The organism is Pseudomonas sp. GW821-FHT02C04, assembly GCF_059421845.1.
The window spans coordinates 461994-484585 of the sequence record NZ_JBWKVT010000001.1 but is presented as its reverse complement, the minus strand read 5'-3'; the positions used below and the strand labels follow the sequence as shown (position 1 = coordinate 484585).

Annotated in this window: 22 protein-coding genes; 2 read left to right on the top strand and 20 right to left on the bottom strand. The window is 58.7% G+C overall.

Annotated elements, in window-relative coordinates; genetic code table 11:
* Positions 1-63: 63 nt before the first annotated feature.
* Positions 64-816: an SDR family oxidoreductase gene (locus tag AC07VV_RS02035; RefSeq protein WP_102622739.1), complete on the top strand. Its 753-nt coding sequence runs from the start codon at positions 64-66 to the stop codon at positions 814-816.
* A 43-nt stretch (positions 817-859) separates the two neighbouring features.
* Positions 860-1273 carry a cupin domain-containing protein gene (locus tag AC07VV_RS02030; RefSeq protein WP_495035055.1) on the top strand — a complete coding sequence of 138 codons (414 nt, stop codon included), beginning with the start codon at positions 860-862 and terminating at the stop codon, positions 1271-1273.
* Between the two features lie 15 nt (positions 1274-1288).
* Here AC07VV_RS02030 and AC07VV_RS02025 read toward each other — a convergent pair whose 3' ends face one another.
* From AC07VV_RS02025 to benA, 20 genes are all read right to left on the bottom strand, one after another.
* Entirely contained in the window at positions 1289-1960 is a 672-nt protein-coding gene (locus AC07VV_RS02025) for a methionine ABC transporter permease (protein ID WP_493073650.1), read from the bottom strand.
* Positions 1957-2757 carry a methionine ABC transporter ATP-binding protein gene (locus AC07VV_RS02020; protein ID WP_495035054.1) on the bottom strand — a complete coding sequence of 267 codons (801 nt, stop codon included), beginning with the start codon at positions 2755-2757 and terminating at the stop codon, positions 1957-1959. The genes AC07VV_RS02025 and AC07VV_RS02020 overlap by 4 nt, the downstream gene beginning before the upstream one ends.
* Positions 2754-3563: a MetQ/NlpA family ABC transporter substrate-binding protein gene (locus AC07VV_RS02015; protein ID WP_249490799.1), complete on the bottom strand. Its 810-nt coding sequence runs from the start codon at positions 3561-3563 to the stop codon at positions 2754-2756. Before AC07VV_RS02015 ends, AC07VV_RS02020 begins: the two co-directional genes overlap by 4 nt.
* Before the next feature lie 27 nt (positions 3564-3590).
* Entirely contained in the window at positions 3591-4643 is a 1053-nt protein-coding gene (locus AC07VV_RS02010) for an isopenicillin N synthase family dioxygenase (RefSeq protein ID WP_495035053.1), read from the bottom strand.
* 249 nt (positions 4644-4892) lie between these two features.
* Positions 4893-5288, bottom strand: a complete 396-nt coding sequence (locus AC07VV_RS02005; protein WP_495035052.1) for a hypothetical protein — start codon at positions 5286-5288, stop codon at positions 4893-4895.
* 134 nt (positions 5289-5422) lie between these two features.
* Positions 5423-5686, bottom strand: coding sequence for a PAAR domain-containing protein (locus AC07VV_RS02000; RefSeq protein ID WP_007918680.1), 264 nt, complete (start codon positions 5684-5686; stop codon positions 5423-5425).
* Positions 5687-5707: 21 nt separating this feature from the next.
* Positions 5708-6049 carry an immunity protein Imm33 domain-containing protein gene (locus tag AC07VV_RS01995; protein ID WP_255261940.1) on the bottom strand — a complete coding sequence of 114 codons (342 nt, stop codon included), beginning with the start codon at positions 6047-6049 and terminating at the stop codon, positions 5708-5710.
* A 52-nt stretch (positions 6050-6101) separates the two neighbouring features.
* Positions 6102-6587 (bottom strand): DUF4265 domain-containing protein, encoded by a 486-nt coding sequence (locus tag AC07VV_RS01990; protein WP_495035918.1) that lies wholly within the window; start codon positions 6585-6587, stop codon positions 6102-6104.
* A gap of 23 nt (positions 6588-6610) precedes the next feature.
* On the bottom strand, positions 6611-7228 hold the full coding sequence (locus AC07VV_RS01985) for a hypothetical protein (protein WP_495035051.1): 618 nt from the start codon (positions 7226-7228) through the stop codon (positions 6611-6613).
* 17 nt (positions 7229-7245) lie between these two features.
* The gene (locus AC07VV_RS01980; RefSeq protein ID WP_495035050.1) at positions 7246-7860 is read right to left on the bottom strand and encodes an Imm43 family immunity protein; all 615 of its coding nucleotides are present in this window, start codon (positions 7858-7860) and stop codon (positions 7246-7248) included.
* A gap of 16 nt (positions 7861-7876) precedes the next feature.
* Positions 7877-12583 (bottom strand): RHS repeat-associated core domain-containing protein, encoded by a 4707-nt coding sequence (locus tag AC07VV_RS01975; protein ID WP_495035049.1) that lies wholly within the window; start codon positions 12581-12583, stop codon positions 7877-7879.
* Positions 12580-15465 (bottom strand): type VI secretion system Vgr family protein, encoded by a 2886-nt coding sequence (locus AC07VV_RS01970; RefSeq protein WP_495035048.1) that lies wholly within the window; start codon positions 15463-15465, stop codon positions 12580-12582. Before AC07VV_RS01970 ends, AC07VV_RS01975 begins: the two co-directional genes overlap by 4 nt.
* Positions 15466-15593: 128 nt before the next feature.
* The gene (locus AC07VV_RS01965) at positions 15594-16109 is read right to left on the bottom strand and encodes an Hcp family type VI secretion system effector (protein ID WP_007949952.1); all 516 of its coding nucleotides are present in this window, start codon (positions 16107-16109) and stop codon (positions 15594-15596) included.
* A 321-nt stretch (positions 16110-16430) separates the two neighbouring features.
* Entirely contained in the window at positions 16431-17345 is a 915-nt protein-coding gene (gene catA, locus AC07VV_RS01960; RefSeq protein ID WP_495035047.1) for a catechol 1,2-dioxygenase, read from the bottom strand.
* A 41-nt stretch (positions 17346-17386) separates the two neighbouring features.
* On the bottom strand, positions 17387-17677 hold the full coding sequence (catC, locus tag AC07VV_RS01955; RefSeq protein ID WP_192560614.1) for a muconolactone Delta-isomerase: 291 nt from the start codon (positions 17675-17677) through the stop codon (positions 17387-17389).
* An 18-nt stretch (positions 17678-17695) separates the two neighbouring features.
* The gene (locus tag AC07VV_RS01950; protein ID WP_495035046.1) at positions 17696-18817 is read right to left on the bottom strand and encodes a muconate cycloisomerase family protein; all 1122 of its coding nucleotides are present in this window, start codon (positions 18815-18817) and stop codon (positions 17696-17698) included.
* A 22-nt stretch (positions 18818-18839) separates the two neighbouring features.
* Complete coding sequence (locus tag AC07VV_RS01945; protein ID WP_495035045.1) at positions 18840-19601, bottom strand: 1,6-dihydroxycyclohexa-2,4-diene-1-carboxylate dehydrogenase; 762 nt, start codon at positions 19599-19601, stop codon at positions 18840-18842.
* Between the two features lie 27 nt (positions 19602-19628).
* Positions 19629-20636: a benzoate 1,2-dioxygenase electron transfer component BenC gene (gene benC / locus AC07VV_RS01940; protein WP_127797831.1), complete on the bottom strand. Its 1008-nt coding sequence runs from the start codon at positions 20634-20636 to the stop codon at positions 19629-19631.
* 46 nt (positions 20637-20682) lie between these two features.
* A complete protein-coding gene (gene benB, locus AC07VV_RS01935) occupies positions 20683-21171 on the bottom strand; it encodes a benzoate 1,2-dioxygenase small subunit (protein WP_011333747.1) in 489 nt (162 codons plus the stop codon).
* On the bottom strand, positions 21168-22526 hold the full coding sequence (gene benA, locus AC07VV_RS01930) for a benzoate 1,2-dioxygenase large subunit (protein ID WP_495035044.1): 1359 nt from the start codon (positions 22524-22526) through the stop codon (positions 21168-21170). The genes benB and benA overlap by 4 nt, the downstream gene beginning before the upstream one ends.
* Positions 22527-22592: the final 66 nt, after the last annotated feature.

Below are 22592 nucleotides of genomic sequence, written 5' to 3'. Positions count from 1 at the left end.
CCCCTGCACCGGCACTCTCCATTCCAACGACGCCAATGGTTGGCGTCATCGAGGAGAGACCCCATGAAGATCGTCGTTATCGGAGGCTCCGGCCTCATCGGCTCGAAACTGGTGAACCTTCTTCGCGAGCGCGGCCATGACGTGCTCGCCGCCAGCCCCAGCACGGGCGTCAACAGCATCACCCGCGAAGGTCTGGCGGCCGCCATGGACGGCACCGATGTCGTGGTCGACGTGGCCAATGCTCCGTCGTGGGAGGATCAGGCCGTCCTCGACTTCTTCGAAACCTCGAGCCGTAACCTGCTGGCGGCCGAAGCAGCTGCCGGGGTGCGCCATCACGTAGCGCTGTCGATTGTCGGGTGTGAACGCTTGCCCGAGGCCGGCTATATGCGCGCCAAGGTGGCCCAGGAAAACCTGATCAAGGCATCCGGCATGCCTTACTCGATCCTGCGGGCCACGCAGTTTTTCGAATTTGTCGGTGGCATCGCTGAATCCTTTGCCGTCGCCGATGAACTTCGCGTGCCACCGGCGCTGATTCAACCGATTGCTTCTGACGACGTGGTGGCGGCGCTGGCAGACGTCGTCCTGGCCGCCCCGCTCAACGGCTCAGTGGATGTCGGAGGGCCCGAAGCGCTGCCGCTGGACGAACTGGTCCGACGTTTTCTGCAGGCGAGCCAGGACAACCGCAAGGTCGTACCGGACGTGCACGCACGCTACTACGGGACGCTGCTCGACGATCAATCGCTGGTCACCGGCAAGCACTCGCGCCTGGGTGCCATTCGTTTTGAAGACTGGATCGCTCGGTCGACCGCGCGATAGTCATTCGCGCCATTCCCTTTGCTGTCTGCCCAGGAGACAAATCATGGTTATTCGATTTTTGTTGATCGCTGTATTCTCAGCGTTGTCGATCAGCGCCGCGTCGGCCGCAGAGCCACCTGCCGGCAAGGTCTCGGTGGTCTTTGATCGGCCGATTCCCAACATCCCCGGCAAAAGCATGCGGGGTGTGGTCGTCGAATACGGGCCGGGAGCTGCTTCGCCGTCCCATACCCATCCGAAAACCGCCTTCATCTACGCCACGGTTCTGGAAGGCTCGTTCCGCATCAAAGTCAAAGGTGAGCCGGAAAAGATCTACCACGTCGGCGAAAATTTCGTCGAGGAACCGGGCTCCGTGCACCTGGTGAGTGCCAACGCCAGCGACACCGAGCCTGCGCGACTGCTGGCGGTATTTGTGCTCGACACCGACGAAACGGTGCTCGTCACGCCCCTCAAAAAGTAAGCCCGCAACCGACATTCAACGTCGATGAGCCAGCGATCGCACCAGCCGATCGCCCAGGCTCTGCACGCCCTGGACGAGGATGACCAGCACCACCACGGTGGCGACCATCACTTCGTTGTTGAATCGCTGATAGCCGTAGCGGATTGCCAGATCACCCAGTCCGCCGCCACCGATGACCCCGGCCATGGAGGAAAACCCGATCAACATCACCAGCGTCAGGGTGATGCCCGCCAGCAAGGCCGGCAGCGCTTCGGGCAACAGCACTTTGAAAATCACGTGGCGAATGTCGCCACCCATGGCGAGGATTGCTTCGATCCGGCCCTTTTCGACTTCGTCCAGGGCGTTCTCGACGATCCGCGCAAAAAACGGAAAGGCTCCAATGGTGATCGGTACCACGGCGGCCGTGCTGCCCAGCGTGGTGCCGACCACCAGCCGGGTCAGCGGGATCAGGGCGATCAGCATCACCACGAACGGCAGCGACCGACCGAGGTTGATCACTGCGCCCAGTGCCTGATTGATCCGGGGTAACGGGTACAAACCCTGGCGGCGACTGATGAACAGCAAAACGCCCAGCGGCAGGCCGATCAACAGCGTGAACAGCCCGGCGAGCAGCACCATGTACAGGGTTTCACCGGTGGCGTTGAGCACCAGTTGCAGGATTTCATTCCAGTCGACGGTACGGTTCATGAGTGGGCCGCCCGTACGCCGTATTGCCGGAGAAAACTCAGCCCCGGTGCGTCGTGCCCCAGCGGTAAACCGCAACTGGGCCGCAGCGAGGCACCGAGTGCGGAATCCGGAGTGGCCAGCAATCTGGCGACCGGCCCCGACTCCACCAGTTTTCCATTGGCCATGGACGCGGCGTGATCGCAGATCGACTTGACCACGTCCAGCTCGTGGGTGATCAGCACGATAGTCAAACCGAGTTGCCGATTGATGTCGCGCAACAGCTCCAGAATCGAAGCGGTGGTTTCCGGATCGAGGGCACTGGTGGCTTCGTCCGACAGCAGATACGCCGGACGCGCCGCCAAGGCCCGGGCGATGCCCACCCGCTGCTTCTGCCCGCCGGAAAGCTGCGACGGGAATGCTTCGGCCTTGTCGCTCAGGCCCACCAGATCCAGTAGCTCCCTAACCCGTTCGTGGCGCTGGGGTTTCGCGACCTTGGCGATTTCCAGCGGCACTGCGATGTTGTCGAACACGTTGCGCGAATGCAGCAGGTTGAAGCCCTGAAAGATCATGCCGATGCGCTGGCGCTGCCGACGCAGTTCACCGTCGGACAGCGCCGTGAGGTCTTCGCCGTCCAGCAGAATCCGTCCGGAGTCCGGGCGTTCGAGCAGATTGAGGCAGCGCAGCAACGTCGACTTGCCCGCGCCGCTGCGCCCGAGAATCCCGTAGATCGCGCCATCGGGAATGCTCAGCGATACCTGATCCAGCGCCGGTGTCGGCGCTGACGGGTAAGTCTTGCTCAACTGCTCGACGAGGATCATGGCTTGGCGTCCGCCACCGGGATCACCGAACCCTTGAAGTTCTCGGCGATGTACTTGGCCACTTGCGGCGAAGTCAGGTCCTTGGCCAGTTGCTGAATGCGCGGATCGTTTTCCAGTTTCGGCGTGGTCACCAGAATGTTGGCGTACGGGTTGTGCTCGGCCTTCTCCAGGCCCAGCGCATCCTTGGCCGGCACCAGACCGGCCTCCAGCGCGTAGTTGCCGTTGATCACTGCCAGGTCCACGTCATCCAATGCGCGAGGCAGCTGCGGCGATTCGATTTCAAGGATTTTCAGGTGTTTCGGATTTTCGGCGATGTCCTTGGGCGTCGCCTGATCGGCCGCCGGGTCATTGAAACCGGGCTTGAGCTTGATCAGGCCGTTGTCCTGCAACAGGTACAGCGCACGGCTCAGGTTGGTGACGTTGTTCGGTACGGCGACGGTGCCTTTGTCCGGCACTTGGGCGAAAGTTTTGTGACGGTGGGAGTAAATGCCCAACGGCTCGATGTGCACCGTCGCGGCCACCGCGAGTTTTTCGCCGAGGGCCTTTTCCTGGGATTGCAGATACGGCAAATGCTGGAAGTAGTTGGCGTCCACATCGCCGTGTACCAGCAGCTCGTTGGAGTTCACGCCCTGAGGAATTTCGATCACCTTGAGGTTCAGTTGCGGATCGATCTTCTGGATGTACGCCAGAATCTGCGCGTGGGGCACCGGGTCGGCGGCAACGCGCAACGGTTCCAGCGCCTGAGCGCCAAACGAAGTCACCAGCGCGCCGAGGACGGCCAGGGTCAAGCCTGCTTTTTTCAACATGGGAAGAGTCCTTTTGCGAGTGATGGATCAGGCGTTGGCGGTCTTGCGAAGCGGTGTCCGGGTATTCGACGCATCGGCATAGAAGCGCTGAGCGACATCGGGATGGGAGCGCAGTCGGCCCTTGAGGTAATTCCAGCCGACGTCACGGAACAACGGATTGAGCGGATCGCTCGCCGGGCCCCGCGCCTCGCGCAGCAACACTGCCGGCAGCGGGTACAGCGGCACGACCGCGTCGAGTTGCGCGCCAAGGAAAAACGCGATGGACAAGCGCTCACTGCCCGCTGGCGGCGAAACCACGCGATGCACCGTGGCGCGCAGATAACCGTTGGTGGCCAGTTCCAGCAGCTCGCCGATGTTGACCACCAGGGTGTTTTCGCGAGGCAGCGCATCGATCCAGCGACCGTCTTCGATTTCCACTTGCAGACCGGCCTGCTGGTCTTGCAGCAGGAAGCTGAGGAAACCCGAATCCTTGTGCGCGCCGACGCCCTGATTGCTCGCTTTCGAGGGCTGCCCGGGATAGCGAATCAACTTGATATGTTCGTTGGGTTTATCACCGTACAACTGGTCGAAGGCGTCTTCCGGAAGCGCGAGCGCCTGGGCAAACGCACGCAACAGGCGCAAAGACATTTGGGTCATTGCTTGCTGCCAATCGAGCAGCAACGGCTTGAGTTGCGGCAATGCCTCGGGCCATTGATTGGGACCTTGCAGGCGCGCCCACAGCGGACTGTCGGCCGTCAACGGCAAGACGTCACGCTCGGCGCCCAGATCGAACTGTTCACGCTGATCAGGCTGGCCGCGAGTGATCTCCGAAGCGGCGCGGTTATAGCCACGAAAGTGCGGGGAATTGACCATGCCGACGGCAATTTTCTCGCTGTCAGGCAAGGCAAAGAATTGGCGAGCGTGGTCTTGTACTTGCTGGAGCAAGTTGGCGTCGATGCCATGCCCGGTCAGGTAGAAAAACCCGACGTCGCGCGCGGCGTGGCGCAAGTCATCGAGAAAGGTCTGGCGCTGCTGCGGCGTACCGTCGAGCAGGGACAGGTCGAGGATGGGCAATGCGGTGATTTCTGAGGTGTGCGGCATGATTCACTCCCGTGTGAATCAAACCTGAAGAGCCTGTGATCGATTCAGCGTGTGCCGTCATGGCAATCGGGGGTCTGTCGGTTTGATGCTTTGATTCGTCTGTGAATCAAAACTAAACGATATATAAAACTCCGAACAAATATCTTTTTTGCATTAGCTTAGGTCTGTCTATTGAGGGGGTTCAACTGACCTCAGGACCGACCGCGGCAATCGGCTTGCCGTTACCGTCGGTCCTGAATCGGCTGACTGCTACAGACCGACGCGCTTCAACCCTTCGCGCATGCCTTGATCGGCCTGTTCGCACCATTGTTTGAGGGTGAGGTTCGGCGGCAGGTTGCTTTCCAGGCTCTTGTATTCCCCATCCGTGAACACTTCGCCTTTACGGCCAGACTGTTCGCTCTTGTCACCGTCACGCTTGTCGAAATCGCCCGGCATGTTGCCGACGAATGCAACCATCTTGTTGGCGTTCTCGGTGCTATCTGCTTTCAGGAACCCCTTGTCGACGCAGCTTTTGATCAGGCCTGACATGTTGCGGCCGTTGTCGTATATCCCTTTCAGGGTGGCGGCGTCTTGCCCTTCGGCGTGGGCGAGCATGCTGGTGCCAAAAGCGGCTGCCATAGCGAGAATCAAAGAAGCGGTTTTCATATTTATTCCTTTAAATGTTGGAGCGTTTTGAACTCTGTTTTGGGTGAAGCATGTTTTGGTTGAAGCAAATCTTGTTGAAATGACGCGCCGAAAAGGCCGCGTCATGGAGATGGCAATCAATGTGCAAATATGGTTTAGCTGACAACGGCCCCTTTGGGCCCGCTGGCAATCAGCGCCGCCCCACAGGCTGTTTTCATACCGTCCAGCGCAATGGGTGTGCCATCGACGGTGTAGGTGCTGCTGCCCTCGGCAATCGGGAAAATCCCCTTGCACAATGGGCAACTGACCTTGTGGCCGACCCCGGCAATCGGCTTGCCGTTGAGGTCGGTTTGGGAGAAGGCTTCGAGGACCTTCCCACCGTGAGTGGTGGAGTCGCCCAAGCGAATGGCGTCTTTCATGTTGTCACTCCTTTGACCAGGTTACTCAGCCATCCAGACGTCTTCGTACCCTTGGGTATCGATGATGAATTTGGCGCCCGTGGGTAAACACAGATATTTCATCACCAGCGGAAGCATTTCGGGTAAGTGTTCAATACAAACCGGCTGGTAAAAATCAATCGCCGCTGAATGCGTGCCGCCGTGGATGAACCAGCTGACATTCCCCCCATCCGGCAAACAAACGCGTGTGCCATAAATGGGTGTGTTCCCTAGCGACTCGATGGCGATAGCGACCATTTCCTCGGGAGGAAGCACAGACATCCCGTATTTTTCACAGATCGCGTTCTGCGCAGCACTGGGATAAACCCGCTCATGTTCGCTCACAGCCACTCCTTGTTTGTTGATCCGATTCCATTCGATTGTGGGTTCAGGGTCGTCAGCCTTCGAGCCACCAGTTCAACAGCGTCTCGTCATCATCGTCATCCAGGTTCTGATAGATGTTGGCGTAATACCATTGAATCCCGGTTCTATCGCGAAATCGGTCAAAAACCTCGTTGATCTTGTTCATCCCGTTGCTCGCTGGAACAGCCAACGAAAGATTGCCCTCAAACACGCCGTCCAGCGTTCCACCCAGTTCACGCCGCACATCGACTTCCAGCTCAGCGATATCCGCAGCTGGAATGGAATCGGCGTAGATGTGAATGCAAAAGTTACCACCTCGTTCAAGCACTACCGCATGGGTGTTTTTGTTTTTGATCGATATGACGTCTCCGCGAGCCATATTCAGCGCCAGCCCGGGTGAGGACAGCAGTTCATAGGCTATCGCGCCTACATGACGAGCCGGGAGTTCCTCGTACACCGGGCCATCAGAGCTATTACCTCCAAATACCTGAATATGAACAGGACTGGTTTTATCGACCAGGCGAAAATCCGGTTTTACATCTTTCATATTCGTCTAATCCCTGACCAGGCAACCGTTTCCAAAGGGGTGAAATCAACACCCTTGAAATCGATTGCCGCATCCCTGAACGCCTCAGAGCAGATCAAGCTATCACTTCCTGATACCTGTCTTCTGTACTTGAAAAGATCGAGTTTCCAATCATCACCGAGAATTAATTTTTTGAACCTGATTGGCCTGCCCTTTTCCTCTACAAACGTAGAGGCTGGATCGCAGTTTGTCCGTACATCCAACTCATCGAACAACACAGCATTGTAATGTTTTGAGGAAGTGCGTTTTCCGCCCTCCGAAAGCACGTCAATCCTGACGCTATCAACCACATTCACGTTGAAGCTATTGCAGGCGGCTAAAAATTCGTCACTCACCACATAAAAAAATTTCGAAACGCTGCGAATATCGAATTCATAGTTTTCATCTTTGGAAATTAAAACCATGCCCTCCGGAAAGGGTGTACGCGGCCCGGGCTTCCCCCTTTCCGCGTACCAGGGAAAAAAGCCAAATTCAACATCTCTTGTGCAGGAATAATATCTGTCGAAAAGATCAGCACGTAAAATCCCGGCAGGACAGCCTTGCTCCTCTTTCTGTGAAAGCACATAAAAATTCATAAACTCTGTGCTCGCAGTCAAATAGGTCTCACGCCCGACCAGATCACATCCTTCAGAGGAGTGAAGTTCACCCCTTTGATCCCCTCCGCGAGCTTCTTGAACTCACTGGAACAGATAAGCGTATTACTACCTGAAATCAGCCCCTTGAACTTGAACAGATTCCGATTAAAGCCTGCTGGCAATACAAGCTTTTTGAATCTGAAAATCAACCCATCCTCCTCTATAAAAGTCGATGCCGGGTCAGTTTGCGAGCGCGCATCCAGTTCCTCAAAAAGAACAGCATTGTAGTTTCTGGATGAAATACTTTCTCCAGCTTTGGAAACCACCTTGATTGGCACCGAATCAGTAACAGCAACATCCAACTCGCTGCAAACAGACATGAATTCGTCACTGACTATATAAAAGCGGGCAATGCTACGTATATCAAAGTCATAGAGCTTGTCTTTGGAAATAAGCACCATGCCTTCTGGATAAGGCGTGTGCGTTTTGTAATGAATTTTCTCCGCGTACCACGAAAAAAAACCATGCTCAACGTCCTTGGTATCTGAATAGAACTTATCGTATAGATCCGCCTGCAAGAATCCGACCGGGCAACCGGACTCTTCTTTTTGAGAAAGCACAAAGTATTCCATAATCCCTTCTCCCTGCTTATCTAAGTCTGCGCTGTGTTGTGCCAGGTACGGAAAGACTGGCTCTCAGTCTTGTCTGAATCGCGGATATCTGAGTTCGCGCCTGCGCTTCGTCAATCACACCAGCTTCATATTTGCTTCTGACGGTCGTTACCATGTTGTTAACCATCGGGCTGTAGACCTTACCATGCGACCCACAGTGGTAAAAAACACGCTTGGTTTTCTTGGCCTGATCGGCACTGTCGGGCATCAACAATCCGTTTTCCTTTTTATCGCGTTCTCCACCCATCCCGATATCCGAGAAGAAGCTGGCCTGCCGTCCCCATACTTCCTCGGGAATCAGGTGATGGGCCTGCATCTTGTCATGGGTTTTTCCGCCCAGTGCCCGATTGAGTGCAGTGCTGCAAAGACCGTTCGGATCGACCCACTGGGTCGGACTGATTGCATATTGATAGAAGTTGATACCACCCGCGTACCCGATCGGATCACGAGAAACGAAGCGACCGACGTCTGGATCGTAGTACCGGTGACGGTTGTAATGCAGGCCGGTCTCATGGTCGTGATACTGACCCTGGAAGCGAAATGGGTTTTTCAACCCTTGCTGCAGCGCTGATGATGAGCGCTGTTCAATCGCCCGCCCCCACACTTTGTAATGAGCGCTCCAAGCCACATTCCCTTGCTGATCGGTCATTTCCTGGGGTGTACCGAGGTGATCACACTGATACCAGGCAATCGCATCAAACGGGGGCGGAACCGGAGCGTGATTCCAAAGTGGATCCTCGTCCGCCGCGTAAACGTCACCGTATTCGGGTTGAGGCACCAGACGAACAGGCTGCTGACTCAGCGCCTGTGCCACGGGGTTGTAGGTCCCAGGTTCGTAAATGTAATGAACCGTGCGTCCGGTATCACCATCCAGCTGCGGGGGACTGCTCTCCCACGCCAGATTGTCACCATCCCAACCGAACATCGTGAAGCCACAGTCATGCTCACGTTGTTTACGTGCATGTTCATTGCTGTTCCACAGAGAGCCTGCCTCTGGACGATGCTTGTAGTGCGCTCGAGAGTTCTTGTGCAGGCGGCGACCTAACGGGTCGTATGCATAATCCACCGACAGACGATCATCTTCGAAATGCACCAGGCGATCGAACAGGTCCCATCGCATTTCGCAGACGCTGCCGTTACTCCAGCGCTTGATCTGATTGCCGCGCTCGTCGTACTCATAATTCGTGCCCGCGTATTCACGCAACACGTTATCCAGCAGTTTGCTTCGCGCAGGCTCTTGGTCCAGAGGCCGGCGGATTTCAAAGGCTCGTTCATCCAGGAGATTCCCGGCAGGATCGAACGCAAAGGTTTCGACCCCTATACGCGTAACGGCATTGATCAAACGACCGACAGGGTCATAACGATAGGAAAGCGGGCCCCGACGACTGTCATTGATATCCGTCAGTTGACCAGCGGCATCGTATTGGTAGTCACGCTTGAGCAGCACCGATTTGTCGGCACTGCGCTCCAGCACCTGAGCTTGCAGGCGCCCGGCAGGGTCCCATTTCTGCGTTTGCAACAGATGATTTCCTTGATGGCGAGCGACTTCACGGTGCAAATCGTCACGCTCGAATCCGGCCAGTTCATGGTCATCCAGACGCAATCCCAGCAGGTGGCCGCTACCGTAGGTCAGCCAACTGACTCGATGACCATCGGGGCGCAGGGTTGCAACGCGTTGATTGAGTGCATCGTACTCATGCTGCCATATGGCGACCATCGGGCTCTCGAGGCCCAGATAGTGTTGATGCTCACGCAGGATGTTACCCGCCGGATCATGGAACCACTGCAAGCGGCTATCGGCGTTGCAAGCCATGATCAGTTTGCTGTTGCCGTCGTAATCGAAGGTTTCGCTTTGCTGCTGATCACTCAGAATCGCTCTGCGTTCGATCAAACGATTCATTGAGTCAAAACGTATCTCGACGCAATGTTCACCGTTGTAGATTTTCGCAAGCCGCCCGGTTTCGGGCTCGTACGAATAACGGGTTGAACGCCCGTCAAAAGCTGTTTCTTCCAGTAAACGACCGACCGGGTCGTAGTTGAAGTGAGCACGACGTTCGTTCTCGTTCTCCAGTGCAATCAGTCGACCGAGCTTGTCCCAGCGATAACGAACGGCATGCTCCAGCGCATCCACCCGCTCGGCGATCAGCCCCGCCGCGCTGTACTTCCAAGTTGTGCAACGATCCAGACCATCGACATGGGCCAGCAATCGGCCCTCGGCATCACGCTCGAAGCGCTCCTCGGTCTTGTCCGGGTGCATGATCAACGTCAATTGCCCGGCACTGTATCGGTATTCGGTACTGTGGCCGGCAGCGTCCGTGAAGCAAATCATCTGGCCGCGTTCGTTGTACTCCCAGGCACTGGTCTTGCCTGAACAATCGACGTACTCCACCAATTGCCCGGAAGCGTTGTAGGCCAGTTTCTTTTCATTGCCGTTGGCATCTTTGACCGAGGTTGGCATCCCGGCCGGGTTGTAAGCGTATTCGGTCTTGTTGCCCAGTGGATCGACGCTCTCGACAAGGTTGCCAGCGTCGTCATAGGCCCTTGTCCATTGCCCGCCCTCGGCATCGCTGATCTTGATCAGTTGGTCGAGATCGTCGTAGGCGAAGTGGACCACCGTGTCATCGGTGCGAATGTGTTCGAGAAGATTGCTTCGTTCATCATAGCTGTAGCGATCCGAGCGCCCATCGGCACGGACGTGGCGGATCACGTTTTTTGCGCTATCGCGGAAGAACCAGTCAGAGCGATCGTCGGCGTGCCGAATACGGTAGGTGTAACCCAGACTGTCAAAGTAATGCCAGGTCTCATGACCGAGCGCATCCGTGACGTACACCAGTCGAATGTTTTCATCCCATTCCAGACGGGTATCGAAACTGCCGTCATCCGCCCACTCACGAACTGCCTTGGCGTCTGTACCATGACCCAGCCATTGCAGGTTCATGCCGCGCCCGGTGCGATCGGTGTAACGGGTGATCAGGTGATGCTGGTACTGATAACGCCATGCAGCACCGTTTTCATCCTGTGCCTGAACCAGATCGCCCGCCGAATCGTAAACATAGGAACAAAGCTGACGCAGAGGCTCACCGTCACGGATCTCCCAGAGCCCGGTCAAGCGCCCTTGTCCATCAATCATCGTGCCGAGGTGCAGATGCACCTTGCCCGGATCCCCCTCGTACGTAATCAGGTCGGACAGTACTGTCCGGTCACCGTAGCGATGCTCGTAATGCAGCATGATGCCGGCGCCGCTGCGCAACTCCACACCGACCAGCAGAAACTGCTGGCCACGACGGACATAGGTTTCCTTGCGTTCGAAACCACGGCAGAGCAACAGCTTGTCGTCACTAACGCGGACAACCGTGAGGTTTTCGATCGCGTCGTAATGGAACAGGTCAACTTTGGGCAGCGGATAGTCATGGCTGCGGCCATCCGCATCATGGAACTGCAAGGCACCGTCAACGAGGTCGAATCGTGTGGTGAACGAAGTGATCCATCGTGCACCCAAATCGCCTTGGTCATAGGTATCCAGATCCGAGCTGTAAATACGCGTCCACTCGATCGGGAACGGGCCGGTCAAATTGAAATCCGTGTGAGCAATGCTTTCGGAGCCCACTGCAAAGCTGATGCTGTCGCAGGTACCCGGGCAGGTACCGTTTTTTTCAGCATTGGGTTTCTTCTTCGCCGGGACTTCCGTTTTCCTGACTTCGGTTCTGCCCTCACCTGCCCTGTGTTTGGCCTGGCTCGTTCCGCCGACTTTCACGTGACCGGCGACACCACGCCTGTTACGCAGATTCCAGGCCTCGACAGCCTTTGTCAGTACGATCAGCAGCGCGCCGATGGAAAACGGCATGTTCGGATTACTGAGCTTTTTCAGTTGAGCCTTTAGCTCCGGCCCCATGGCAACCAGTATCTTGGTTTGATCGTGAACGAGCTTCTTGGCTTCCCGAGGCAACAGATGCTTTGCAGCGCTATTGACTACGCCCTTTCCCGCGGCCTTATAGACATCGAAGGCTGCGTCAAAAATATTGCTGATGGCCTTGCCGGGATCGTGCAGGAGTTGCCCCCCCACACCGTCCATTTTTTTCCCTGCTCGCTTGAGGTCAGCACCGGCATCAAGTTCAGCATCGACAACAGCGTTCAATCCCGTGGCAATCTGCTTGAGGAACTCTTCACCCTTTTGCCCGGCTTTATCCAGCAGATCAGGCAAGGCAGATTGGGCGGTCTTAACGAAGTGATCAATCTCGCCAACAATCGTTGCGTTCAAGTGACCGGCAATCACGTTGATCAACGCGTCGCCCAAAAGCGCCTTGCCAGCCACCTTCATTTCCTGCCGAACCAGGTAAAGCGTCGGTCGAAGGCTCATGCGTGCGGCAGCCATATTCGCAGGGACAGGTATTACACCGATAAGGTCGATGCCCAGGCTGACCCAATCCAGCGGATCGCGCGTTTCACTTCGAGATAAAACGGCAATGTCATTCAAGACATCGACCAACGCCATGATGTTGCCAACTACCGGCAGGGCTCCGGCGACATATTTGATTCGCTCGAGGGTGACGTAACCGCCACTGACTTCCTGCAGCCATGCATCGAACTTGGCAGCATCGCGTCCGACATCCGCTACTTGAATCTGATTCAGTGGCACGACAGCAACTTGAGACTCTCGGCTTTGTGTTGCGCTTGCGGTAGTCATGACAGCATCTCACTTGCAATCAGCCCAGGGGTTTTAAGCGAGGATTTCGGTAGCGCGGGTGCTGGCAGACTCGGCAACTTGCCCGCCTTGCTCGCCGCCCCGAGCAGCCCGGAAGCACTCGGCATCGCCGCACTCGCCAGTTTCGGCAGCCCCGCCGCTCCGCCCTGCACGGCGCCTTTCACCTGCTGCGCCGTTTGCACCGCGCCCATCCCTGTCTGTGCCAATTCCTTGCCCTTCTCCAACATGTCCCAGTTCTTGCTCGGCAACGCTTGCGCAACCATCGCCTGCACCTGGCTCGGCACATCTTCCGCGCCCGGCGGATTCAACGGCCACTCCGGTTTGCCGATGTAGCTGCCCTCGCTCCAGGTGTCCGCCGGATCCTTGCCGAACAGCACGCGCGCCGGCCCCGGTGCGGCGCCGGCGACGCTGGCGAAACCCTTGCCGTCGAGCTTGCCTTTGATGCTTTTACCCAGCGCATCGATGACTTCGTAATCGCCTTCCTTGATGCCTTGGCGCCCGGCGTACTGGTTGAATAATTCCAGATTGCCCTTGCCCGGTTTCGGCGGTTCCGGGAACACGCCGGCCAGGGATTTCGCCCCGGTGTAGGCGAAGTTCGCCGCGTGGGCGGTGTACGGGCCGCTGGTGGCGTGGGTGATGCCGCCGGCGTTGTAGGTCGTGGCGCTGCCGCCGCCCTGGATCACCAGTTCGGTCTTGGCGGTGATGGTGATGCGGTCGGCGTTGGCGGTGATGTTGAGTTTGGCCAGCAGGTTGATGCTGTCCTTCAGTGCCTTGACGTCGATGTCGCCGGACGCCGCCACCAGCCGCCAGCCCATGCTCTGCACGAACAGGCGCATGCCGCGACTGGCGCTGGCCAGCAGGCGTTTGCCGACGGAAAAACTGGTGTGCCCGGTGCTGCTCAGCGCCAGGTGTTCGCCAGTGGCGATGTGGCTGGAGCGCGGTGTAGTCAGGGCGATGCCGGCCGGGCTCGCGAGCACCAGATGCGGCTCGGTGAATTCGGGGAATTCGTTGGCGGTGAGGTTTGCCGGACCCGAGCCGAGCACGCCTTGGTGCTGGGCGTGCAAGGCCTTGGCCACGTCGTCCTGATCGCCGGCCTCTTGAGCCTGAAGCTCTTTGGCTTGTGTGGCGAAACCGTCCTGTTGATCGCTGGCCGTGGCCAGGCGTTCGGCGGTTTCCGGCAGGTCCTTGTGGTGCTTGGATTCGTTCGGGCGCGGTTCGGTGGTGATCAGCAGGCCGGCACCGGCACGCACGGCGCCGTGGCGGTCGGTGCGCAGTTCAAAACCTTCGCCGCGTGGCTGCCCACCTGAAGGACGTGGATGGGTCAGGTAACCAAGGTTGATCGCACTGGCGCCGTGGTCACTGCGCAACGCAATGCTGATCTCGCTGGTGGTGTCGTCGATGCGCAGTTCGTTGGCTCGGCTGCCCTTGTACTCCTTGCTCTTGACCGTGGCCAGGGTCTTGAAATCCGGCAGTTTGTACGGCGGCAGGTTGGCGCCGTGGTACAGGCAACCGGTGATCAGCGGCTGGTCGGGATCGCCTTCGAGGAAGGTGATCAGCACTTCCATGCCGACCCGTGGAATGTTGATCGAGCCAAAGGTTTCAGCCGCCCAACTCGAGGCCACGCGCATCCAGCAGGTGGTCTTGTCGTCGTGCTGGCCTTCGCGGTCCCAGAAGAACTGCACCTTCACCCGGCCGTACTGGTCGCAGAAGATTTCTTCGCCTTCCGGGCCGGTGACCACGGCGCTTTGCGAACCGAGGACTTTGGGTTTCGGGTGGTCCAGCGGCGGACGGTACGGCACGTCCCAGGGGATGGCGTTGAAACGGTTGCGATAGCCCTGATGGAAATCGTCTTTGTTGTCGGTGGTGTCGCTGGTCACCGACTCTTCCAGCACTTGCGGTTGTTTGCCTTCGTGGAAGATTTCAGTGAGCAGCCACAGGTCGTTCCACGTCGGGTTGGCGTGGTCGGTCAGGGCCAGAAAATGCCCGGTGACCAGGATCGGCTGATCGCTGTTGCCCTCAGCCAGGCGATAGTCGCTGCGGTGGCGCTCGAGGTTGCGAGTGGCCAGGTGCTTGCCACGCTCGCGATCCACGAAACGGCCCGGGTAATCGTAATCTTCCAGGTCCGGCTGGGCGCTGCTCTTGGCGTCGCTTTCCAGCTCGATCTTCGGTTTGACGAAGTCGTAATCGCGCCGCGTGGTGCGGCTGGTGCGGGTCGCCAGGCGCAAGCCGAAACGCTTGACCACCGGTTTGTCCGCCACCAGCCCGGAGTCTTGCTGATAGGCCACGGGCGCCAGTTTCGGGAACACCGTCTGGTCATCGCCGAAGGTCAGTTTGTGGCCGCTGGACGTGTGCTGGAAGTGGTAGTGAATCCCCTCCTCTTCGCACAGGCGCTGGACGAAATGCAGGTCACTTTCGTCGTACTGCGTGCAGTAGACGCGCTCGGGATAGATCGCGCTCAGCTGGAAGTGGTAATCGCTGGCGAGGATGCCGTGTTCTTCCAGCACGTGGCTGATGATTTGCTGCACGGTCATCTGCTGGAAAATGCGCTGGTTGAAACGGTGCGCGAGGTACGAAAGCTGCGGGCGCAGCGAGATCTTGTAGCGGGTCAGGCGCTTGCCCGCCTCGCCCTGGGCGATGCTGTAGATCAGCCCGTGAATCCCGGTGCCGCTCGGCGACAGCTGAAGAAACGCCAGTTTGTGCAGCAGGCTTTCGAGGTTGATCGAGGCCTTTTCGCTGACCAGTTCCAGCTCGAATTGGAAGGGGGTGTTGAGGGCCTCCCGACCGGTGAACGACAGCACCTGGAAATCGCTGTCCGCGCCATCGATGGTCAGGTTGAAATGAGCCTGGTTGGCCGGTGAGAACATTCCCTTGTCCCTCGCACAGTGCTGCGATGCGCACCAGATCGATAAGGATCGGGTGGCAAAAATTCTTTGAGTAGTGAAGATGCCTCGACCGGCGAACCCGGCCGAGGCGGTACAACCATCAGCCGCGATTAAACGACTGGAGCACGCCAGTCATCGGAACCCGAAGTACCGGATACTTCGTGGGTCCAGGTGATTTTGCGGTAGGTGAACTGCACTTCTTCCAGGTGGGTAAAGTGCGCGTTGCCTGGATCCTGGCAGTTGTGCATTTTGTTGTTGATGGCGACGATGATCGCGTCTTCCAGTTTGGTGGTGTAGTAGTGCTCTTGGGTGCCTTGAGCCGAAGTGCGGTACCACTGGATAACGATTTCGCTCATGCGCTCGCCGGAGGTCAGTGCTGCTTGCAGCAGAGGCGAAGCCTTGTCGTAGACCTTGGTGATCACAACTGGCTTGTGAACGCGCTGACCGGTTGGCTGACCGGATTGCGGGTCACGCGGGATGATCACGTCGTGGGTGAAAGCCTGAACCATGACCTGGTCTTCGTGGCCTTCCTGGTAGGTGTTGCCAACGGAGTCGGCGGTGAAGGCGCCGGCAGTGATCAGGCCTTGTTTTTCGCCGGTAACCGACATGTACGCTGGTGTTGCCATGGGGTGTGCTCCTTGCTCAAAAGACAGGACCGGACGGCGTGATTGCCTGTCCAGGTGGCGAAAGAGTTATCAAAAGTCGTGCCAGCCATCACATGGCCATTACCCATCAAGGGGTTACGAAACTCGCGTGGGATTTTTTCGATTTTTTCTGTAGGAAACAGCGAAAAAGTGCGCAAGAAGTTGCGCAGTACTGTGCAACTTCTTGCGCACTTGGCTGGAGGCCAAGATCGGTAAGGCCTGCAGCGGTTTTGAGTGGGGTTTTATTACGGACAACTGCGCAACTTCTTGCGCAGTTCAGACAATCCGATCAGACCTCCGGAATCAGGATTCCTGCAACGCCCGTGGCCGTTGACTGCGCTGTTCGGCTGCCGAATCCGGCGCCTGTTGCAACTGGAAGTCGAACTTCAATTCGGCACGACGCCCCGCGGCATCCTCACGAAACTCGACTTCCCCGACCAACCCTTCACGGGTCGCATAGGCGAAGTCATCCCACAGGTATTTGTCCCCCGACAGATTGATCTGCGTCGTCAGGTGTCGATGCCCCGGTGCGGAAATGAAGAAGTGAATATGAGCCGGGCGCTGACCGTGGCGGCCAAGCAGGTTCAGGCATTCCTGGGTCGGGCCCTGAGGATCGCAGCCATAACCGGAAGGCACGATGCTGCGGGCGCGGTAGCGGCCTTCGGCATCGGTGATGATCCGGCGGCGCAGGTTGTAGTCAGACTGGCTCTGATCGAAGAACGAATAAGTACCCTTGGTGTTGGCGTGCCACAGGTCGACCGTGGCGCCGGCCAGCGGCTGGTCCTGCGGATCGAACACCTGGCCTTCGATAAACATCAGCGTGGCGACACCCTCTTCGCTGCCGTCGTCCATCCGGCATTCACCTTCGTACAGCGGCGCGCCGGCCACGTACAACGGGCCTTCGATGGTGCGTGGCGTGCCGCCGGTCAAGCCGATCTGCGCATCCTTGGCGTCCTGCAACAGGTCGAGGAAATGTTCGAGGCCGAGGCCGGCGACCAGCAGCCCGGCTTCGGAGCGGCCACCCAGACGGTTGAGGTAATCGACGGCTTTCCAGAATTCGTCTTCGCTGATGTCGAGGTCTTCGATGATTCTGGCGGTGTCCTGCAGTACGCGCAGGATGATGGTTTTCAGGCGCGAGCTGCCGCCATCGTTGGCAAAACCGGCGGCTTCTTCGAAAAACTTCTGCAATTCGGCAGTGTGGGCAATATTCACGGTCATGATGTTCACCTCATCTTGTTGTTGTGGGGTTGAGTCCGCGCTCAGCGGTCGTCGGCGTGGATCGACGAGGGGTGGCGGCAGAGGCCGTCGATCTCGATCTCCATGTAGGGAAACAGCGGCAAAAGCATCAGGGTGTCGTGCAGCGCCTCGACGCTGGGCACGTCGAACACGCTGTAATTGGCGTAGTGCCCGGCGATGCGCCAGAGGTGTCGCCACTGGCCTTCGCGTTGCAGGCGCTGGGCGAGTTCTTTCTCGTCGGCCTTGAGCTTTGTGGCAACGGCCGGGTCCAGGTCGGCAGGCAATTTCACGGTCATTTTTACGTGGAACAGCATGGCGTTCTCCTTGGGGAATCAGTGCCGGCGAAAACGCGCCAGGCGCTCTTCATCCAGCGTCAGGCCGAGGCCTGGGGTACGTGGAATATGCAGGTGAAAGTCGCGGTACTGCGGGCGCTCGGTGACGATGTCTTCGGTCAGCAGCAACGGACCGAACAGCTCGGTGTCCCACGTCAGTTGCCTGAGCGTGAGAAACGCGTGGGCCGAGGCCAGTGTGCCGATGGAGCCTTCGAGCATGGTGCCGCCGTACAGGGCGATGCCGGCGGCTTCGGCAATTTGCGCGGTGCGTAACACGGCTCGCGGACCGCCGTTCTTGGCGATTTTCAAGGCGAAGACGCTGGCGGCGCCGTCGGCGGCGAGGCTGAACGCGTCCTCAACGCTTTCGATCGATTCGTCAGCCATGATCGGTGCCGGGCTGCGCTGGTTCAGACGAATCTGCCCGGAACGATTGACTCGCGAGATCGGCTGCTCGATCAGGTCGATACCGTTATCGCCCAACACCTGACAGCCACGAATCGCCTGGGATTCGTCCCAGTACTGGTTGACGTCGACCCGAACACTGGCGCGATCACCCAAGGCTTTCTTGATCGCCACCACATGCTTGAGATCCTGCTCCAGCGGGTTGGCGCCGATCTTCAGTTTGAAGATCCGATGCCGTCGCAGATCAAGCATCTGCTCGGCCTCGGCGATGTCGCGGGCGGTGTCGCCACTGGCCAGTGTCCAGGCGACTTCGAGGCTGTCGCGGACCCGTCCGCCGAGCAGTTCGCTCACGGGCAGGCCAAGGCGTTTGCCTTGGGCGTCGAGCAATGCGCTCTCGATCCCGGACTTGGCGAAGGTGTTGCCCTTGGCGATTTTGTCGAGCTTCTGCATGGCGGCGTTGATGTTGCTCGCGTCCATGCCAATCAGCGCCGGCGCCAGGTGCGCGTCGATGTTGGCCTTGATGCTTTCCGGACTTTCGTAGCCATAGGCCAGGCCGCCGATGGTGGTGGCTTCGCCGATGCCTTCGATACCGTCGCTGCAGCGCAGGCGCAGGATCACCAGCGTCTGGTTCTGCATCGTGTGCATCGCCAGTTTGTGCGGGCGGATGGTCGGCAGGTCGACGATGATCGTCGACAGGCTTTCAATCAGGGTTCGGTTCATTGAGGTGTCCATTCAATAGGTGTCAGCCGAGATCGCCGCCACCAACCGGCAGCGTCACGCCGGTGATGTAGGAGGCGTCGTCCGAGGCCAGAAACAGGATCGCGCCGACCTGTTCGTCGAGGGTTCCGTAGCGTTTCATCAGGCTGCTGTCGAGGGTTTGCGCGACGATTTCCTGATACCAGGCTTGCTCCTGCGCGGACTGTTCGGTGGTGTTTCGCGGAATGCGCCGGGGTGGTGCTTCGGTGCCGCCGGGCGCGGTGGCGTTGACCCGGATCCCGCGCTCGGCGTTTTCAAAGGCCAGGCAGGCAGTCAGTGCATTGATCCCGCCCTTGGCTGCGCCGTAGGGAACGCGGTTCAGACTGCGGGTCGCAATCGACGATACGTTGACGATGGCGCCGCGCCCCTGCTTGAGCATGTACGGCAATGCTGCGTGGCAGCACCACAACGTCGGGAACAGCGAGCGGCGCACTTCGGCCTCGATCTGCTCGACGTCGTAGTGCTCGAACGGCTTGGCCCAAATGGTGCCGCCGACATTGTTGACCAGCACATCCAGGCGCCCGAAAGCATCGATGGCGGCGCTCATCACCCGAGCGCAATCGGCGTATTGCTCAAGGTCGGCGGTCAGCGACAAAACGCCCTCGCCTTGCAGTTCGTGAACCAGTGCGGAGCGGTCGACGGCGACGACGTGTGCGCCCTCTTCCAGCAATCGCTCGCACACCCGGCGACCGATGCCCTGCGCCGCGCCGGTGACCAGCGCGACCTTGTTGGCGAATCTGTTGTTCATGACAACCTCGACATTCAGAAAAAAGACTCAGGCCGCCGCGAATTTCTCGTAGTAGAAATTCGCCGGCGTGATGCCCTGCTCGCGGATGTACTGGCTGACCGCTTCGACCATCGGCGGCGGGCCGCACAGGTACACGTCGACATCGCCTTCGTTGAGGTGGCGCGGTTCGATGTGCTGGGTGACATAACCCTTGAGCGGGTGCTGGCTCTGCGGATTGGCCACGCAGGCGCCGAAGCTGAAATTCGGAATGCGCGCGGCGAAGGCTTCGAGGCGGTCAAGTTCAACCAGATCGAAATCGTTGGTCACGCCGTAGATCAGGTGTACCGGGTGCTCGCTGCCCTGCTCGGCGATTTTCTCCAGCATCGCCGTGAACGGGGCGAGCCCGGTGCCGCCCGCCAACAGCAGCAGCGGCCGCTTGATTTCCCGCAGGTAAAAACTGCCGAGCGGCCCGGCCAGATTCAGGCTGTCGCCGGCCTTGGCCAGCCCGGTGAGGAAGCTGCTCATCAAGCCACCGGGGACATTGCGGATCAGGAAACTGACTTCGCCGTTCTTCTGCAACGAGCTGAAGGAATAGGCACGGGATTGCTCGCTGCCCGGCACTTGCAGGTTGACGTATTGCCCCGGCAGGAACGCCAGTTTGCTCAGGGATTCACCCTTGAGCGACAACGCGATGGTGCTTTCGGAAAGCTGACGAACATCGCTGATCGACGCCTGATAACTCGCCTGTTCGGTCTTGCACACCTGCGAGCCGACCGGCACCCGCACCACGCAGTCGCTTTCGGCGCGCATCTGGCAGGTCAGCACATAACCCTGGGCCAGTTCGTCTTCACTCAAGGCGTCTTCGATGAAGTTGTCGCCCATGTCGTAACGCCCGGCTTCGGCGAAACATTTGCAGGTGCCGCAGGCGCCGTCGCGGCAGTCCAGCGGAATGTTGATGCCTTGGCGATACGCCGCGTCGGCAACGGTTTCGTGGCCGGAGGCCTCGATGAAACGGGTGACCCCGTCTTCGAAATTCAGTGCGATCTGGAAACTCATGGTGCACCTCGCTCACAGCGTCGAGCCCGGCTCGCCGCCGTCTCGATCAGATGTGGTAGATGTCGATGACCTGACGGACGTAATCGTTCTTCAGCACGACTTTCTTGGCCTTGATCAGCGGCTGTTCGCCGCGCAGGTCGAGGGTGTAGAAACTGGTGCCGAAGTAGCTGTCGGTGACCTGATAGCGAAAGCTCAGGGTGTGCCAGTTGAAACGCACCTGGCATTGCCCCTCGCCCTGCTCGACGATCTCGATGTTGCTGAGGTTGTGCGAAGTGCGGGTGTCGGGGATGGTCGCGCTGGAGCGCTCGGTCTTGATCCGGAATACCCGGTCTTCGAGGCCACCACGGTTGCCGTACCAGATCAGCGAGATTTCGCTTTGCGGGTCTTCGGTCAGGGTGTCGTGGTCGTCCCAGGCCGGCATCCAGAAACTGGCGTCGGCAGCGTAGAGCTCCAGCCACTGATCCCACTGGCCATCGTCGAGATAGCGTGCTTCGCGGTAGAGAAAATCGCGCACGGTGTCGTAGAGGTTGCTCATTGCACGGCCTCCACGGGGATCAGGTTTTTATCGCTGGCAACGGCCTTGAGCATGGTTTCCTGCCAGTACTTGTGTTGCAGCACGAACAGGCCTTCGTCTTCGGTACGCATGCCGGACAGCAATGGCTTGAGGTCGATTTCCTCGGCCGCCGCGTCCGCGCCTTCGACCCAATGGGTCGCGCCACGGGACATGTCATTCCAGCCGCGCCCGGCGCCGTAGCCGGTCTGGCACGAGCGGAACTCTTCCAGGTCATCCGGCGTGGCCATGCCGCTGACGTTGAAGAAGTCTTCGTATTGGCGGATGCGTTTGGCTCGGGCCTCCGTGCTTTCGCCTTTGGGTGCGATGCAATAAATGGTGATCTCGGTCTTGTCGACGGAGATCGGCCGGGCGATGCGGATCTGCGAGCTGAACTGATCCATCAGGTACACGTTGGGGTACAGGCACAGGTTGCGTGAGTTTTCGATCATCCAGTCGGCGCGGGCCTGGCCGAAGTCCCGGACCAGTTCATCGCGACGCTCGTAGGCCGGGCGGTCCTCGGGGTTGGCCCAGCGAGTCCAAAGCAGCAGATGGCCGTGCTCGAACGAGTAGAAACCGCCGCCCTTCTTCGCCCAGCTGCCGGCGCTCATGGTCTTGATCTCTTCGCCAGCGTCACGCTGCTGGCGCTGGTTCTGAGTGGCGGCGTAGTTCCAGTGCACGGAGCTGACGTGATAGCCGTCGGCGCCATTTTCGGCGGTGAGTTTCCAGTTGCCTTCATAGATGTAAGAGCTGGAACCGCGCAGCACTTCAAGGCCTTCGGGGGACTGATCGACGATCATGTCGATGATCCTGGCCGACTCGCCCAGGTGCTCGGTGAGGGATTTCACATCGGCGTTCAGGCTTCCGAACAGGAAGCCGCGATAGGATTCGAAACGCGCGACTTTGGTCAGGTCGTGGGAGCCTTCGCAGTTGAAGCCTTCGGGGTAGCCGGCCTCGCTCGGGTCCTTGACCTTGAGCAGTTTGCCGCTGTTGTTGAACGTCCAGCCGTGAAACGGGCAGGTATAGCTGGAACGGTTGCCGGACTTGTGCCGGCACAGCATGGCGCCGCGATGGCTGCACGCATTGAGAAAGGCATTGAGTTCACCAGCCTTGTTGCGGGCGATGAACACGGGTTGGCGGCCCATGGTGGTGGTCAGAAAGTCATTGACGTTGGGGATCTGGCTTTCATGGGCGAGGTAGATCCAGTTGCCTTCGAAGATGTGCGCCATCTCCAGTTCGAACAGCCGCGGATCGGTGAACATCTCCCGCTTGCAGCGGTAGGCACCCTTCTCGGGGTCCTCTTCAAGCATGGCATTGAGGTAGTCGATTCCCAGGGACATGGCCGGGGCCTCCATTGTTATTGTTCAGGCCAGGTCAGATTAGGGAGACAACGCGGGAGGCAATAT

Bases quoted from the DNA above. Each gene is read 5' to 3' on its own strand.
- AC07VV_RS02020 (WP_495035054.1), bottom strand. From the start codon at position 2,757: ATGATCCTCGTCGAGCAGTTGAGCAAGACTTACCCGTCAGCGCCGACA.
- AC07VV_RS02035 (WP_102622739.1), top strand. From the start codon at position 64: ATGAAGATCGTCGTTATCGGAGGCTCCGGCCTCATCGGCTCGAAACTG.
- AC07VV_RS02010 (WP_495035053.1), bottom strand. From the start codon at position 4,643: ATGCCGCACACCTCAGAAATCACCGCATTGCCCATCCTCGACCTGTCC.
- catC (WP_192560614.1), bottom strand. From the start codon at position 17,677: ATGCTGTTCCACGTAAAAATGACCGTGAAATTGCCTGCCGACCTGGAC.
- AC07VV_RS01970 (WP_495035048.1), bottom strand. From the start codon at position 15,465: ATGTTCTCACCGGCCAACCAGGCTCATTTCAACCTGACCATCGATGGC.
- benB (WP_011333747.1), bottom strand. From the start codon at position 21,171: ATGAGCAACCTCTACGACACCGTGCGCGATTTTCTCTACCGCGAAGCA.
- AC07VV_RS01950 (WP_495035046.1), bottom strand. From the start codon at position 18,817: ATGAACCGAACCCTGATTGAAAGCCTGTCGACGATCATCGTCGACCTG.
- AC07VV_RS02015 (WP_249490799.1), bottom strand. From the start codon at position 3,563: ATGTTGAAAAAAGCAGGCTTGACCCTGGCCGTCCTCGGCGCGCTGGTG.
- AC07VV_RS02005 (WP_495035052.1), bottom strand. From the start codon at position 5,288: ATGAAAACCGCTTCTTTGATTCTCGCTATGGCAGCCGCTTTTGGCACC.
- AC07VV_RS01945 (WP_495035045.1), bottom strand. From the start codon at position 19,601: ATGAACAACAGATTCGCCAACAAGGTCGCGCTGGTCACCGGCGCGGCG.
- catA (WP_495035047.1), bottom strand. From the start codon at position 17,345: ATGACCGTGAATATTGCCCACACTGCCGAATTGCAGAAGTTTTTCGAA.
- AC07VV_RS01965 (WP_007949952.1), bottom strand. From the start codon at position 16,109: ATGGCAACACCAGCGTACATGTCGGTTACCGGCGAAAAACAAGGCCTG.
- AC07VV_RS01980 (WP_495035050.1), bottom strand. From the start codon at position 7,860: ATGGAATACTTTGTGCTTTCTCAAAAAGAAGAGTCCGGTTGCCCGGTC.
- AC07VV_RS02000 (WP_007918680.1), bottom strand. From the start codon at position 5,686: ATGAAAGACGCCATTCGCTTGGGCGACTCCACCACTCACGGTGGGAAG.
- benA (WP_495035044.1), bottom strand. From the start codon at position 22,526: ATGTCCCTGGGAATCGACTACCTCAATGCCATGCTTGAAGAGGACCCC.
- AC07VV_RS02030 (WP_495035055.1), top strand. From the start codon at position 860: ATGGTTATTCGATTTTTGTTGATCGCTGTATTCTCAGCGTTGTCGATC.
- AC07VV_RS01985 (WP_495035051.1), bottom strand. From the start codon at position 7,228: ATGAATTTTTATGTGCTTTCACAGAAAGAGGAGCAAGGCTGTCCTGCC.
- AC07VV_RS01975 (WP_495035049.1), bottom strand. From the start codon at position 12,583: ATGACTACCGCAAGCGCAACACAAAGCCGAGAGTCTCAAGTTGCTGTC.
- AC07VV_RS02025 (WP_493073650.1), bottom strand. From the start codon at position 1,960: ATGAACCGTACCGTCGACTGGAATGAAATCCTGCAACTGGTGCTCAAC.
- benC (WP_127797831.1), bottom strand. From the start codon at position 20,636: ATGAGTTTCCAGATCGCACTGAATTTCGAAGACGGGGTCACCCGTTTC.